Consider the following 14,406-nt stretch of genomic DNA (forward strand, 5'->3'; position numbering starts at 1 on the left):
GCCAGATGATCATCGATCCCAGTGGGCGCGGTCCCACCATGAAACAGCTGTACGTCGCGGGCCTGTGCGGCCTGGTCGTCTTCGCTGTGATTCTCGCTTTCCTCATGGCCAGGTACCAGGGCTACTTCGTACCCAAGGTGAACGTGGCCGCGAACCTGTCGACCACCGGTGACGGGCTCCCGTCCAACGCCGACGTGAAGTTCCGCGGTGTGCTCGTCGGCACCGTGAAGGACGTCGACATCGTCGACCAGGGCGCCGTGCAGAAGGTGAACATCGAGCTCAAGCCCGAGTTCGCCAAGGGCGTCCCGAGCAATGTCACCGCCCGCATCGTGCCGAGCAACCTGTTCGCGGTCACCTCGGTGGAACTGGTGTTCAACGGTGCCTCCGACGACTACCTCGAAGAGGGCTCGGTCATCCAGGAGGACCGCAGCGAGGGCACCATCGCGCTGCAGGACACGCTCACCACGGTGCGCGACATCCTCAACGAGGTCGACCCGGTGCAGCTGGGTCGCGTGCTCGGCACCCTCACCCAGGCCCTCGACGGCAGCGGCCGCGTGCCCGGTTCGACCATCCAGCGCCTGGACGAGTGGATCACCACCGTCTCCGACGCGGGCCCGAACCTGGCAGGCATGCTCGACGACTTCTCGGCCTCGGCCAACGCGCTGAACCAGTCGGCGCCGGAACTGCTCGACGTGCTGGGCAGCTCGGTGCAGACCGCCAACACCATCGCCACCAAGCGCGACCAGCTCGTCGCGCTGCTGATGGGGTCGAGCGCGACCACCGACCGGGTCAACGACCTGTTCGCCAGCAACCCCGATGTGGGTAAAGAAGTCACCGTCGGCATGAACGCCACGCTCGGCGCCGTCGCGCACGAGCCGAGCTCGATCACCAGGACCTTCCAGGTGTTCGGACCCGGGCTCGCCGCGCTGAACACCACCTTCCACGGTGGTCCCAGCGGTAAGCAGATGGTCTGGAACGCGGGCCTCACCTTCACCCCGTACCAGCCCAACACTGTCGCGGACTGCCCGCGCTACGGTGACCTGCTCGGGCCGAGCTGTTTCACCGCGCCCGCCGAGGTGAGTCTGCCGCCGCTGCCGGAGAAGCTGCGCCCCCGGGCGCTCGACTCCGCCGCGGGGTTGCCGCCGCTGGTAAACATTCCTGGGCTGCCGCAGATCCCGGGTCTCACCATTCCGGGCGCGCCGCTGCAGGCCGCGGCCGGGACCGAGATCACGCCGTTCGCCGGTACTCCGCTCGAGGGGCTCGTCCCGTCGTTCCAGATCCCGGGCCTGCCCGGTGCGGCGCCCGCCGCCGCGCCCGCACCCGCGCCCGAACAGGCGCCCGCGGTGCCGTCGGGTACGCCCATCTCCTATCAGGGCAACGACGCCATCGTCGAACTCCTCGGCCGCAAACCGACGGTCTCCGAGCTGCTGCTGCTCGGTCCGATCATGAAGGGCGGAACTCTGACCGTGTATGAAAACGAGGGTGGCGCATGAGTATCCGCAAGCCACTGATCGGATTCAGCATCTTCGCGCTCGTCTCGATGCTCGTCATCGTCGTCGTGTGGAATACGCTCGCCCGTTCGGTAGACGGTGACACCCGCAAGTACACCGCGATCTTCACCGACGTTCTCGGGCTGCGTCCCGGCGACGACGTCCGGATGGCCGGTGTGCGCGTGGGCAAGGTGGAGAAGATCGAGCTCGACGGCAAGAACGACGCCAAGGTGTCGTTCATCGTGCAGAGCGACCAGGACGTCTTCGACGACACCAAAGCCCTTGTCCGCTACCAGAACCTGATCGGCCAGCGGTACGTGGCGCTCACCCCGGGCGAGTCGCCCAGCCCGCAGGTGCTGGCCAGCGGTTCGGTGATCCCGCTCGAGCGTACGGAGCCCTCGTTCGATATCTCCGCGCTGCTCAACGGTTTCCAGCCGCTGTTCCAGGCGTTGGAGCCGGCTCAGGTGAACGCGATGTCGGAAACGCTGATCCAGGCGTTGCAGGGCGACGGAGTCTCGTTGTCCTCCTTCATCATCCAGGCGGCCCAGTTGGCCACCGACTTCCAGCGACGTGATGCCATCCTCAGCGATGTCATCACCAACCTGTCCGCCGTGATGGCCGGTCTGGCCAAGCGCGGCGACGAATTGGAGACCCTGGTGACCCAGACCCGCGCGCTGATCGGCGGGCTCTACGACCAGGGCCAGTCGCTGCAGAACTCGACGGCCACCCTGGCCGACGCGACCACCTCGCTCGTCTCGATGATGAGCAAGATCCAGCCGCAGCTGGCCGCCACTCAGAACTCCACCACGGCGGCCCTCAACCTGTTGCTCGCCAACGGCGCCAAGCTCGACCAAGTGGCCATCGACATGCCGTCGATGCTCGCCGACCTGGGCCGCATGACCTCCGAAGGTACGCACGCCAACGCCTACCTGTGTGGTCTCGATGTCTCGCTGTACGGGGTGCTCTTCCCGCGCGGCCTGTTCAGCCAGATCGGTGGCACGTCGCACTCGGAGGTGTGCCGATGAGCAAGCTCAAGAAAACCTTCCTCGGCAACCGCAACTTCTGGCTCGGTGTCATCGGTTCGCTGGTGGTCGTGCTGTTGCTGGTCGGCTCGAGCATCCTGCAGTTCATCGGCATCGGCAAGCAGAGCATCGATGCCGAGTTCGTGCAGGCCGCGGGCATCAGCACCGGCGACAAGGTCGCCGTGTCCGGTGTCCAGGTCGGCACGGTGTCGGGAGCCAAGATCGACGGTGACCACGTGGTCATCACGATGGACGTGGATTCGAGCCTGAAGTTCGGGCCCGACGCGCACGCCTCGATCAAGATGGCGACCCTGCTCGGTGCCCGCTACGTCGACCTGAAGCCGGGCGACGGCACGGGCCTGAAGAACGACACCATCCCGCGCTCCAACACCGATGTCCCCTACGACATCGCCGATGTGGTGCAGGTCGGTACCCCGAAGTTCGAGGCTCTCGACACCAAGAAGCTGGCCGCTTCGCTCAACGCCATCAACGGCGAGCTCGGCGATTCGCCCGCCCTGGTCGCCCAGGCGCTCGACAGCGTCGGCGCGCTGGCCAAGGTCGTCGACAAGCGCAAGGGCGAGGTCGACAGCCTGCTCAAGGACCTGGACCGCGTCACCCAGCTGCTCGCCGACAACCGCAACAGCGTGCTGCTCGTTATCACCCAGGGCGAGGCCATCGCCAGCCGGGTGATGGAACGGCAGAACCTGCTGCGTCAGCTGCTCGACAACATCGCCACCCTCACCCGTCAGCTCGAGGAGATCGGCGGCGAGAACGGCAACCAGTTCGCCGGGACCATCGGCCAGCTCAACACCATGGCCCAGGGTCTGCAGAAGAACAAGGACAACCTCGACAAGCTGTTGCAGATCGGTGCGCCGACCGCGCGCTACTTCAACAACGCGCTCGGCAACGGTAACTACGGCTCGGTCGCGCTGCCGTGGATTCTCCCCGACAACTGGCTGTGCTTCGCACAGGTGATCCAAGGGTGCGCAGGATGAAACTGAATTTCCGACGCGGTAAGGCGCTCGGTCACGCGTTGCTGATCGGCGCGACCGCACTGACCATCGGCAGTTGCTCGCTGCTGCCGAGTCAGGTGGACGACGCCCTCGGCCGCTCGACCAAGATCACCGCGGACTTCGAGAACATCGCGGGTATGTACGAGGGCAACGAGATCATGGTCCTCGGTCTCCCGGTGGGCAAGGTCGACAAGATCGTGCCCAAGGGCACCTACGTCGAAGTCCACATGACCATCGAGTCCGGGGTGAAGATCCCCAAGGAGGCGATCGCCGCGATCATCTCCCCCTCGATCGTCACCGACCGCCACATCGAGATCACCCCGCCCTACACCGGTGGCGAGACCCTCGAGTCCGGCGACCATCTGCCCAAGGCGCGCACCAGGACCCCGGTCGAGCTGGACACGATGATCAAGACCATCGACCAGTTCGCCGCCGCGCTCAAGCCCGAAGACGGCCAGGAAGGGCTCGGACCGCTCTCGGGCCGGGTGCTGTACCCGGTGCTCAACGGCAACGGCCAGAAGATCCGCGAAACCCTCGACGCCCTATCGTCGGCCCTGAAGGTCGGTATCGACAACAAGGACGCGATCTCCAACATCATCATCAAGCTCAACGAGCTCACCACGATGCTGGCCGACAACGACCAGTCGGTGCGCGACTTCAGCAACCAGGTCACCCAGATGTCGGGGCTGCTCGCCGAACAGGCCCCCGGCCTGCAGGCCACCCTCGACCAGCTCAACGGGTTCCTGGCCAACACGTCCACGACGTTCGGCGAGCACGCAGGCGAGTTGTCGGAGTCGCTGACCGGGCTCACCACCGTCACCAACCAGTTGCGGGCCAACTCCCGTGACATGGTGGAGATCGTCGACGTCGTCCCGCTGCTGATGCAGAACATCGACGGCGCGATGAACAAGGAGAAGGGCTTCGTCCGACTGCACGGCCTGATCGGTACGACCCTGTCCGGTGAGATCGTCAGCCTGTTCTGCGAGCGCATCCAGATGCGTTCCGATGGCTGCCGCACCGGCAAGGTCGAGGATTTCGGTCCCGACTACGGGTTCACCGCCGCACTGCTCGGACTCACAGAATGACCGGACCCATGACGAACAAGCTCCGCCGCGGCCTGCTCGCGGCCACCGCGCTTGTCACCGTAACCGTCACCACCGGTTGCGGTTTCACCGTGGAAGACCTGCCGCTGCCCAAGCCGGGCGCCGAGGGCGACACCTACACCATCCACGCGGAGTTCGACAACGCGCTCAACCTGCCCGACCAGGCCAAGGTGAAGATCGGTGGTTCCGACGTCGGGGTGGTTTCCTCGATCAAGACCAAGAACTTCACGGCCGTCGTCGACCTGCAGATCCGCTCCGACATCGACTTGCCCAAGGGCAGCACCGCCGAGCTGCGTCAGGCGACGCCCCTCGGTGACGTGTTCATCGCCCTGAACAGGCCGAAGGACAACACCGGCACCGGCGCGAACCTGGCCGAGGGCGACACCCTCACCCAGGAGTTCACCTCCGCGGGTGCCACCGTCGAGGAACTGCTGATCTCGGTGTCGATGCTGTTCAACGGTGGCGGTGTGGCCAGCCTCAGTCGGCTCGGCACCGAACTCGGTTCCATCCTCAACGGCCAGGGCGGCAACCTGGCGCACCTCATCACCCAGATGACCGGTGTCATCGGCGAATTGAACAACAACAGCGCCCGGGTCGACTCGGTGCTCTCGGAGTTCAACACCCTGGCGAACACCATCGAGGCCAACAAGGCCCAGCTCGGTCAGGTGGCCGACACCTTGCCGCAGGCCATCGGCGCCATCGCCGAGAACAACCGGGCCATCGGCGATCTGCTCACCAAGGTGTCGACGGCGAGCGCCGCGCTCGGCGACTACGCCAACACCACCGGTGACCAGCTCTCCGAGCTGCTCACCAACCTCGACAACCTGATGAACGCGCTCGCGGCCTCCGGCGACAGCTTCGGATACGTCATGGATCAGCTGATCGACATCAAGCCGAAGGTCACCCAGACCTTCCTTGGTAAGTCGCTCGCACCGTACGCGACGCTGACGAACCTCGATGTTGGCCTGCTGACCGATCCGGCCAACAGCAAGTTCCCCGATATGAAGGACGTGAACGACTTCGTCGGCAGCTTCATCCAGGTGCTGCAGATCGTTCAGGGCCGAGTGGGAGGCCACCGATGAACAGGGTCAAGAAGTTCTTCAGCAGCAAGATCGTGCTCGCCAACTCGGCGCTGGTCGTGGTGCTGATCATCGGTGCCAGCTACCTGCTGGTCAATGTGATGCGGGTGAACCCGCTGCGGTCGGAGTACGACGTCACTGTGACGCTCGACCGCTCCGGTGGCCTACAGCCGGGCAACGACGTGACGCTGCGCGGACACCGGATCGGCAAGATCGACACGGTGGACCTGATCGATGAGGGCCAGGCCATCGCGGTCAAGGCCGTGATCGACAAGAGCTACAAGATTCCCGTCGACACCATGATCCAGGTGGCGGCGCTGTCGGCGGCCGGTGAGCAGTACATCGACTTCCGGCCCAACAGCGACGCGGGCCCGTTCCTGCGCGACGGCGCGGTGATCGAGTACAACCCGGAGCAGATCAAGACGCCCGTGCCGGTGTGGGCGGTGCTCGACGATACGAGCGCCCTGATCGGGCAGGTGAATCCGCAGCAGTTCAAGACCATCCTCGCCGAGCTCGACATCGCGCTCGGTGCCGGCCCGGATCAGCTCCGCGGCCTGGTCAACGGTGTGAGTCTCGCGGTGGCCGGCCTGCACAGCCTGCTGCCGCAGACGGTGAATCTCATCGCCAACCTGCGGGTGATCGCCGATACCACGTCGAACGCGCAGCCGGATCTGCAGACGCTGACCCGCAATTCGGGCACTCTGCTCACCCAGTTCAACAACGCCAACGCCGAACTGCAGGCTGTGCTCGACAACGCGCCCGCACAGTTCGAGTCGCTCGGTGCGGTGCTGGACAAGACCGCCGATCCGATCAGCGGGCTCGCGGCGAACTTCGTCGCGATCACCCGGGCGGCGCAGTTGCGTCAGCCCGCTCTGCGGATGCTGTTCCCGTCGCTGGCACAGGGCCTCGGGTCGATCGCGGTGCCCGCCCACGATGGTGAGTTCCACACCATCATCGATATCTGGCCGCGGCCGACCTGCAACTACAACACCGAGTACCGGCGTAACGAAGAGGTCCAGGACGGGTCGATCCCGAAGTGGAACTACTGCGTCAATCCGCCCGCCGACCTGCAGATCCGTGGTTCGGCCAACGCGCCGCGCCCGAATGTGCCCAACAACGGCGCGCAGATGCCCCCTGGTGTGGATCCGAACGAACGCACCCCGATTCCGGCCAGGTGAGACCATGCCCGGTCCTACGCTCCGGCGTTGGACCGGGCATACTCGGCGGGGGACACTGTGGCCCGCCTCACGGGCCAACGAACGAAGTCGGTGCGAATGCGTGCCGGGAAAGAGCAGGATTGATCTAGATGACCAGCGACGACGCCGAGAGCAAGAAAGACGCTACCCCGGCGGAAAAGCCCGAATCGGCCGCCTCCGAGACCACCGCCGACGAGACGGTGAAGCTCGACAAGGCCGAGTCCGAGACGCCGAAGGCGGCCGAGACCGCTGCCACGGCGGCAGCGGCCCCCGCGAAGCCTGCGGCATCGTCCGGGGGCAAACGCCCGGTCGGCTGGCTGGTCGCGGCGGGAACGGGTGTTGTCGCTGTCGGCGCGATCACCGCCGCGGTGGTGTTCTTCCTGCAGAGCAACGACCGGGGCGACAAGCTGACCGCCATCGAGGAGTCGACCAAGGCCGCCTGCGCCTACGGCAAGGTGGCCACCAACTACGACTACTCGAACAACATCGACCAGTACTTCGAGGACATGCAGTCGGGTGCGACCGGCGACATCAAGGAGCAGTTCTCCGAGGCCGGTGACCTGCTCAAGGGCATGATGGTCGAGAAGCAGGTGAAGTCGCGCGGCGAGGACATCCAGTGCGCGTACCTCAGCGGTGGCGAGAACCAGGCCAAGGCCATGGTGACGCTGGCGCAGTACAGCTCCAACGCCGCCAGCGCCGACCCGGCGCCGATGAACATCGCGATCGAGATGACCCTCGACCGCGAGGGTGACAAGTGGCTGGTGAGCAAGATGGAGTCGCCGGTCCTGAAGAACGGCGGCGGCCTGGTTGGCGGTGTGCCCGGTGGGGCTCCGCAGCAGCCCGCGCCGGAGACGCCCGCTCCGGCCCCCGGCAACTGATCAGATAGTGCGAGCGTGCCTCCGGCGGAATCGCTTCCGCCGGAGGCACGCTCGGTTGCGGACGCACTCCGGTCGCACCGCGTCAGAACAGGGTGAGTGTTCCCGACGCTGTCGGCGCGACCGGCTTCCCCGCGGTCCGCGGCTGGGTGGTTCGGGTGGTGGGAGTGGTGGCGTGTTCATGGCTGTGCGCCGCGGCGTCGCGGGCGGCGATGCCCGCCAGTTTGTCGGCCTGTTCGTTGAAGTAGTTGCCCACGTGCCCGCGGACCCAGCGGAATCGCACGGGCCCTTCGCGGGTGGTGATGGCACGGTCGATCTGCTTGATGATCTCGACATTCTTCACCGCACCGCCGGTGGAGGTGCGCCAGCCGTTGCGCCGCCAGCTGCCGATCCATTCCGAGGCGCATTTGATGGCGTATTGGGAGTCGCTCTCGATGAGCATCGGTTCGGTGCCGGGGTGGGCGAGGATGGCTTCGAGGACCGCGCGTAGTTCCGCGATCTGGTTGGTTCCGCTGGCCGCTCCCCCGCTGGCCACCGGTCCTTGATGATTCACCCAGGCCCAGCCGATGGCACCACCGGGATTGCGCAGGCAGGACCCGTCGGTGCTCACGATGATCATGACCGCCACCCTAGGCGATGCGGCCGACAAGATCGGTACCGTGGAATGCCTCTATCTCCCTTCGCAACCGCGATTCTGTGCGGCGCAGTGCCGATCTCGCGGCCGCGTCGACGAGGCCCTGGCACATGCGGCCGAACGCACCGCGTGGTGGTGGATAGCCGGCTTCGGCGGTCAGTACCGACCGTTCGTAGCCGAGTGGGTCGAACCGCAGTGTCACGGTTCCGTATACCCGCCCCCGCAGGGTATACCCGATCACCGCTCCGCGCCGGTATTCGGTGATCTCGCAGGTGAGTGTCATCGGGATCACCCCGCCCAGGCGAACTTTCAGCGAACAGCTCGCGCCGAGCCCCTGTGCCGGTGCCGCGCCCTGTCCGGTGACGGAGGTGACGCCGGCCATCCAGTGTGCGAGATGCTGGAAGTTCTCGGTATAGGCGAAGGCCGCGTCGGTGGGCGCGCCGACGTCGCTCGCGTACCTGATGTGGCCCACAGGCCAAAAATACTACAAGAATCCTATTTATTTGCTGGAAGCTGGATCTGATCCACCAGGTATCGGGCGATCGGCATGGCCGAGGTGGCGGCGGGCGAGGGCGCGTTGAGCACGTGGACGGAGCGTGGCGTGCGCTCGATCAGAAAGTCGTGCACGAGGGTGCCGTCGCGCAGGACGGCCTGGGCCCGGATGCCCGCGCGATGGGGCAGCAGGTCTGCGGTGCCGAGTTCCGGACAGTACCGGCGGCATTCGGCCAGGTAACCGCGTTTGAACAGGGAGTTGCGCAACTCGCGCGCACCGGTGCGCAGGTGGGTGCGGGCCACCCGGTGCACGCCGGGGAAGCGCAGCACGTCGAGGGCGTCGCGCCCGTTCACGCTGCCCTTGCGGTAGCCCTCCCTGGCCAGCCCGAGTACCGCGTTGGGGCCGACGGTCAGGTCGCCGTCGATGGTCGGGCTCAGGTGCACGCCGAGGAACGGCAGGGCCGGATCGGGCACGGGATAGATCAGCGTCCGGACCAGTCCGGCACGTTCGGCGGGCAGGCGATAGTACTCGCCCCGGAACGGCACGATGCGGAAGTCGTTGCCGATCCCCGCCATTCGGGCCAGGCGATCGGCCTGCAGTCCGGCGCAGACCACGAGAGTCTTCGTGACGACCGCACCACCCGGGCCGGAAACCGTGACAGCCGAGTCCGTTTCGACGATCGACTCGACGGTCGTGCCGAGCGTGATCCGGCCACCCATGTCCTGCACCTGCGCGGCCAGCGCGGCGGTGACCTTCGCGTAGTCGATGATGCCGGTGGCGGGCACGAAAAGCGCGCCGACACCACGGATTCCGGGTTCACGGCGGGACAGTTCCGCGGCGTCGACGGCCTCCACCTCCACACCGTTGGCGATGGAGCGCTCGTAGAGGTCGAGCATCCGGGCGTGTTCGGTGGAATCGGTTGCCACCAGCAGTTTTCCGCACACCTCGAACGGAATATCGTTGGCGGCGGCGAACTCCTTGGTCCACTGCGCGCCCGCCCGGCACAACCGGGCCTTGAGGCTGTCGGGCGGGTAATAGATGCCGGAGTGGATCACGCCGCTGTTGTGCCCGGTCTGATGGGCGCCGAGCGAGTCTTCCTTCTCGACCAGCACCAGGCTCGCGCCGGGATAGGTGCTCAGCAGGCGATGCGCGGTGGCGACACCGACGATGCCGCCACCGATCACGCAGAAGTCGTACACCCCGTCATGGGTACCGCCGGAAATCACACGCCGACGGTAGTCGGCTCTTCGACGGTCTCGGATCCGGGCTGGTCGCCTGGCGCTTCGATGCGCACGGTGTGCCGGCCGAGCGCGGGGTCCGAGAGCACGAATTCCACCGCGCCGTTGCGGGTGTCGACCTCGGTGTGCAGCGAGGTGACCCCCACCGGCTCGGTGGTGATGCCGAGATACTTGCCCGCCTTGTTCAGCGCGTTCGTATCGACGGTGAAGCTGACGATGTCGGTGCGCGGCGTCGCGGCCTGGGCGCCGACATAGGTGGTGCCGATGCGCAATCTGCCCTCGAGTGCCCTGCCGTCCAGCGCCTGGTTGCTCTGCGGTGTCGCGGCAGTGGCGGTCTGGTGCTTGACGGCCGGTGCACGGCCTGCCTCGGGGACGAAGCGTTCGGTGGTCCAGGCCAGTTCGACCACGTCGTCGGCGACGGCGCGGACGGAGTCGTCGGCCCGGTGGTGGTCTCCCGGATCGGCGATGTCGGCGGGGGTCGGGTTGTCGTGGGGCGGCACGAGCTGGGGCATGTTGTTGACGATGTAGGCACCCGCGGCCACGGTGAGGCAGAGGCTGGCGGCCCCGGCGGCCACCGTCGCGGACAGCCGCGCGATCTGTGCAGGTCGATGTGCGGTCACGATGCAGTCCTCCCGGTGGGTGTGGATCTACCCGAGCGCTGTGCTCGCATCGTTGAAAGCCACGCGCTGATGCCCACGTTACGCCGGTGCTAGCTGGAGTTAGCACCCCTGATGCTGAGATCAGGGTCACATCTGAAACGTGCGTGTATCGCACCTGGTGAGCGCGCGTGTCGACGGCGTGGTTGTTTTCCTCACGTTCAACGGGGTATTCCGGGAGTGCAGGCGAGCGTCATTCACGACTGCCACGGGCCTACCCCGGCCAACGTCGTCCGGGGCAGTCAGGAATGGCGCTCAGGAGGACGCTCGCCTGTACCCGCTCAGCTGAACTGGTTGGGTTCCCGGCCGGGTCCAGGGGGTCCCGCGAAGGCCTGCGCGATGGTGAGCCAGTGGTCGGCGTCGGGGCCCTCGGTGGTGAGGGCGGTGTCTTCGCGGTGGCGGCGCTGGGTGGCTACCAGGCAGAAGTCGAGGGCTGGGCCCGATACTTTCTGTTTCGCGTCTTCGGGGCCCCAGGTCCAGAGGGTGCCGTCGGGGGCGGTGAGTTCTACGCGGAATTCTTCGGCCGGGCCGGATTCGCCGTGGACGGTGTAGGCGTAGTTCCTGGCTCGCACGCTGATGTGGGCGACGGTGCGCAGGCGGTCGGTGGGGATCCGGGTGACGCCGAGCGCGTCGGCCACGTCCTGACCGTGCGCCCAGGTTTCCATGATGCGGGCCGAGATCATCGAGGCGGCGCTCATCGGCGGGCCGAACCAGGGCAGTTTGGTGCCGGGCGGGACGGCGGCCAGGGCGGCGATGAGCTGTTCGCGGCCCGTGCGCCAGCGCGGCAGCAGGTCGGCGGGCGGAGTCTTGGCCAGTTCCTCGGCGGCCTCGTCGACGAAGGTGAACATCTTCGCGGCGGCCTCGGTGAGCAGCTCGGTGAACGCCGCGTTGTCGGTCGCGGCCAGGACGGAAACCTCGTCGGTCCAGGTCAGGTGGGCGATCTGGGTGGCGATGTCCCAGCCGGGAGCCGGTGTGGGGGTCTGCCACTGTTCGGGGGCGAGCGGGGCGACGAGTTTCTCCAGGTCCGCGCATTCGGCGGCGAAATCGTCGAGCAGCGCTGCGAGGTCAGCCATGTGATTCCTTGGGGCGAAGCGTCGCGCCACCGGTCGGGTGCGCCGTCGTCACCCAGAATCGCAGCGCCACCCCAAAAATGCAAGCACGCGTGCTTGTTATTGCCTACCAGCCGAAGATGGCCAGGTGAAGCGCGCCGACGGCGATTCCGAGCGCCCCACCGTGCAGATACAGCAACCAGGCGTCCTGCTCCACCGACGCGTAGAACATCTCCATGAACTCGCCGGGCGTGAGCGTACGCAACTTGCGGGCCGCGAAGTCGTCGATCTTCTTGGCCTGCTCGCGCACGAACTGCTCGTCCTCGACCATGCCCGGCGCCATGCTCAGCCCGGCCCCCGCACCCGAGACGGCGAGGTTCTCGAACTGCTTCTTGCCCATCGCCGCGCGCACCATGAACGCGGTCGGACCCAGCTGACGGTGGATCTCCTCCGACACCACCCGCTCGATGAGCTGGCGCGTCTTGTCCCCGTTGGGTCCCTCGAGCAACTCGTTGGACAGGTTTTCCACGGTGAGCACCTGGTAGGCCAGGATGTGGGCCAGATCGGTCGCGGCCTGCGGCTGACGCTTGGCCAGCAACGCCTGACGCCACAGGTACTTGTAGCGCGGCTGCGGGTCACCCGGTTCGAACACCATCTTGATGGCGATGACGTTCACCGTCACGCCGATCATCGCCGAGGCGAACAGCACGATCACCCAGGCCGGGATGGCGCCCCAGTACGGGATCTGCGAGTGCACGTGCAGGTACAGCGCGAGAATCAGGCCGAAGGGCGCACCCAGCAGACCGATGCGCGCCATGAACTTCAGCTCCGGCGCGGCGATGGTCGTGGTGAGGTCCTTGAGGATCTGCGGGTTCTTCTCCAGGTACCGGATCACGAAGTTCTTCACGTCGAGCAACTGATCGATATTGTCGCCGAGGCTCTCGAACGCGCGCCGCGACAAGGTCGGCAGCTGCCGGTCCACCCGCTGGTAGACCGCCTGCTTCATCTGCCGGGGCAGCGAGCGCCACAGGTCGGGGTTCTCCCGGTACATGATCTCGTCGACGATCGACTGCACCTGTGGACGGGCGTGTTCGGCCAGGTAGTCGCCGATGCCGTCGAGGTCGAGTTCGTGGATGAAGTCGCGCGGGCTGCCGATGCGCATCAGCGCCTTGTCCACGCAGATGCTTGCCATCTTCTCGGCGCGCGCGGGAATGAAGCCCTGGAATCCGAGCATCCGCCCGTCGCCGGAGAACGTCGGAAGCACCTGCACCCGGCGGGGCAGGTACGGGTAGAGGATGTGCAGCATCGGCACCCGGAAGCCCTTGAAATGCAAGGGCCAGAACAGCATCAGCACGCCGGTCCAGTTGGTGAGCCAGCCGGCCAGGGCGCTGAAGATCGGGAAGCTCACGAGCTCGACGACGAATTTCGACTGGCCGGTGAGCTCTTCCCAATCGATGAAGAGTCCGGAGGCCAGTGTGGTCATCGAAGAGCCCCCTAGAGCTGACGCGCGAATTTCGTGAAGAACGTGAGAATAAGGCAACCACATTCTGACCGGTCATGACGGGGTGTCAACGAACAGACCACCCGCCGCCAGCGGTGCAGCAACCGTTCGGCAGCCGGTTGGCGATAGGCTTGGAACACGCTTGACGACGAGTTCTTCCCACCACCACCTGTGTAGAGGGAGTCACCGTGAGTGTTCCGCAGGATCATCTGAATCGTCCGGTCGCCGTGATCGGCGCGGGCACACTCGGCAGGCGGATCGCCCTGATGTTCGCCACCCGGGGCGGCAAGGTCCACATCGTCGACCCGACCGCGCAGGCCGGTGCCGAGGCGGTGGATTACGTGCGCGAACAACTGCCCACCGTCGCCGCGTCGGTCCCGAGCGGGTCGCCGGGTTCGGTGGAGTACATCCAGGACCAGGCGAGTGCGGTGCGCGGCGCCTGGCTGGTCGTCGAGGCCGTGCCCGAGATCCTCGACTTGAAGAAGAAGGTGTTCGCCCAGCTCGACACGCAGGCCGACACCGACGCGATCGTCGCCTCGAACTCGTCGTCGTACGCCAGCCGGTTGTTCACCGAGGACTGCGAGACCCGCGACCGCATGCTGAACACGCACTTCTACATGCCGCCCGCGTCCACGGCGCTCGATGTGATGTCGAACGGGCACACCTCGCGGGAGGTGCTCGATTTCGTGCTGCGCACCTTCCCCGAATACGGTCTGCACCCGTTCCTGTGCCGCAAGGAGAGCACCGGTTTCATCTTCAATCGCATCTGGGCCGCGATCAAACGCGAAGCACTCGAGGTGGTCGCCGAGGGCGTCTCGGTGCCCGAGGACATCGATCAGATGTTCGTCCTGAATTTCGGGACCGAGGCGGGACCGTTCCGGATGATGGATCAGGTCGGACTCGATGTGGTGCTCGATATCGAGGAGCACTATCAGAAGGAGAACCCGAATCTGCCCGAAGGCCCGATCACGGTGCTGCGCGAGTATGTCGACGCGGGCAAGCTCGGCGTGAAATCCGGGGCGGGTTTCTACGACGACTACCCGAAGCAGGGCTGAGC

General features: G+C 66.2%; 14 protein-coding genes. 8 read left to right on the plus strand and 6 right to left on the minus strand.

Annotation, left to right across the window (positions count from 1 at the left end; all coding sequences use genetic code 11):
* The first annotated feature begins 5 nt into the window (after positions 1 to 5).
* The 7 genes from AB0I35_RS01360 (at position 6) to AB0I35_RS01390 (ending at position 7,781) form a co-directional block, all read left to right on the plus strand.
* The gene (locus tag AB0I35_RS01360; RefSeq protein WP_357393310.1) at positions 6 to 1,493 is read left to right on the plus strand and encodes an MCE family protein; all 1,488 of its coding nucleotides are present in this window, start codon (positions 6 to 8) and stop codon (positions 1,491 to 1,493) included.
* A complete protein-coding gene (locus AB0I35_RS01365) occupies positions 1,490 to 2,515 on the plus strand; it encodes an MCE family protein (protein ID WP_357393312.1) in 1,026 nt (341 codons plus the stop codon). Before AB0I35_RS01360 ends, AB0I35_RS01365 begins: the two co-directional genes overlap by 4 nt.
* Positions 2,512 to 3,507 (plus strand): MCE family protein, encoded by a 996-nt coding sequence (locus tag AB0I35_RS01370; RefSeq protein ID WP_357393314.1) that lies wholly within the window; start codon positions 2,512 to 2,514, stop codon positions 3,505 to 3,507. Before AB0I35_RS01365 ends, AB0I35_RS01370 begins: the two co-directional genes overlap by 4 nt.
* Positions 3,504 to 4,610 (plus strand): MlaD family protein, encoded by a 1,107-nt coding sequence (locus AB0I35_RS01375; protein ID WP_357393316.1) that lies wholly within the window; start codon positions 3,504 to 3,506, stop codon positions 4,608 to 4,610. Before AB0I35_RS01370 ends, AB0I35_RS01375 begins: the two co-directional genes overlap by 4 nt.
* 8 nt (positions 4,611 to 4,618) lie before the next feature.
* Positions 4,619 to 5,710: an MCE family protein gene (locus AB0I35_RS01380; RefSeq protein WP_357393318.1), complete on the plus strand. Its 1,092-nt coding sequence runs from the start codon at positions 4,619 to 4,621 to the stop codon at positions 5,708 to 5,710.
* Positions 5,707 to 6,885, plus strand: coding sequence for an MlaD family protein (locus AB0I35_RS01385; RefSeq protein ID WP_357393320.1), 1,179 nt, complete (start codon positions 5,707 to 5,709; stop codon positions 6,883 to 6,885). Before AB0I35_RS01380 ends, AB0I35_RS01385 begins: the two co-directional genes overlap by 4 nt.
* Positions 6,886 to 7,013: 128 nt before the next feature.
* Positions 7,014 to 7,781 (plus strand): hypothetical protein, encoded by a 768-nt coding sequence (locus AB0I35_RS01390; protein WP_357393322.1) that lies wholly within the window; start codon positions 7,014 to 7,016, stop codon positions 7,779 to 7,781.
* 82 nt (positions 7,782 to 7,863) lie between these two features.
* Here the strand turns inward: AB0I35_RS01390 and AB0I35_RS01395 are convergent, their stop codons facing one another.
* From AB0I35_RS01395 to AB0I35_RS01420, 6 genes are all read right to left on the minus strand, one after another.
* Positions 7,864 to 8,397 (minus strand): ribonuclease H, encoded by a 534-nt coding sequence (locus AB0I35_RS01395; RefSeq protein ID WP_357393324.1) that lies wholly within the window; start codon positions 8,395 to 8,397, stop codon positions 7,864 to 7,866.
* Positions 8,398 to 8,407: 10 nt separating this feature from the next.
* The gene (locus AB0I35_RS01400; RefSeq protein ID WP_357393326.1) at positions 8,408 to 8,884 is read right to left on the minus strand and encodes an SRPBCC family protein; all 477 of its coding nucleotides are present in this window, start codon (positions 8,882 to 8,884) and stop codon (positions 8,408 to 8,410) included.
* A 23-nt stretch (positions 8,885 to 8,907) separates the two neighbouring features.
* On the minus strand, positions 8,908 to 10,131 hold the full coding sequence (gene lhgO / locus AB0I35_RS01405) for an L-2-hydroxyglutarate oxidase (protein WP_357393328.1): 1,224 nt from the start codon (positions 10,129 to 10,131) through the stop codon (positions 8,908 to 8,910).
* Complete coding sequence (locus tag AB0I35_RS01410; protein WP_357393330.1) at positions 10,128 to 10,763, minus strand: hypothetical protein; 636 nt, start codon at positions 10,761 to 10,763, stop codon at positions 10,128 to 10,130. The genes lhgO and AB0I35_RS01410 overlap by 4 nt, the downstream gene beginning before the upstream one ends.
* A gap of 317 nt (positions 10,764 to 11,080) precedes the next feature.
* Positions 11,081 to 11,872, minus strand: a complete 792-nt coding sequence (locus tag AB0I35_RS01415) for a TIGR03084 family metal-binding protein (RefSeq protein WP_357393332.1) — start codon at positions 11,870 to 11,872, stop codon at positions 11,081 to 11,083.
* Between the two features lie 103 nt (positions 11,873 to 11,975).
* A complete protein-coding gene (locus AB0I35_RS01420; protein ID WP_357393334.1) occupies positions 11,976 to 13,331 on the minus strand; it encodes a hypothetical protein in 1,356 nt (451 codons plus the stop codon).
* Positions 13,332 to 13,537: 206 nt separating this feature from the next.
* Here AB0I35_RS01420 and AB0I35_RS01425 point away from each other — a divergent pair, with 206 nt between their 5' ends.
* Entirely contained in the window at positions 13,538 to 14,404 is an 867-nt protein-coding gene (locus AB0I35_RS01425; protein ID WP_357393336.1) for a 3-hydroxyacyl-CoA dehydrogenase family protein, read from the plus strand.
* Positions 14,405 to 14,406 lie beyond the last annotated feature (2 nt).

This window comes from Nocardia sp. NPDC050378 (assembly GCF_040655675.1).
Classification (GTDB): Bacteria; Actinomycetota; Actinomycetes; order Mycobacteriales; family Mycobacteriaceae; genus Nocardia; species Nocardia coubleae.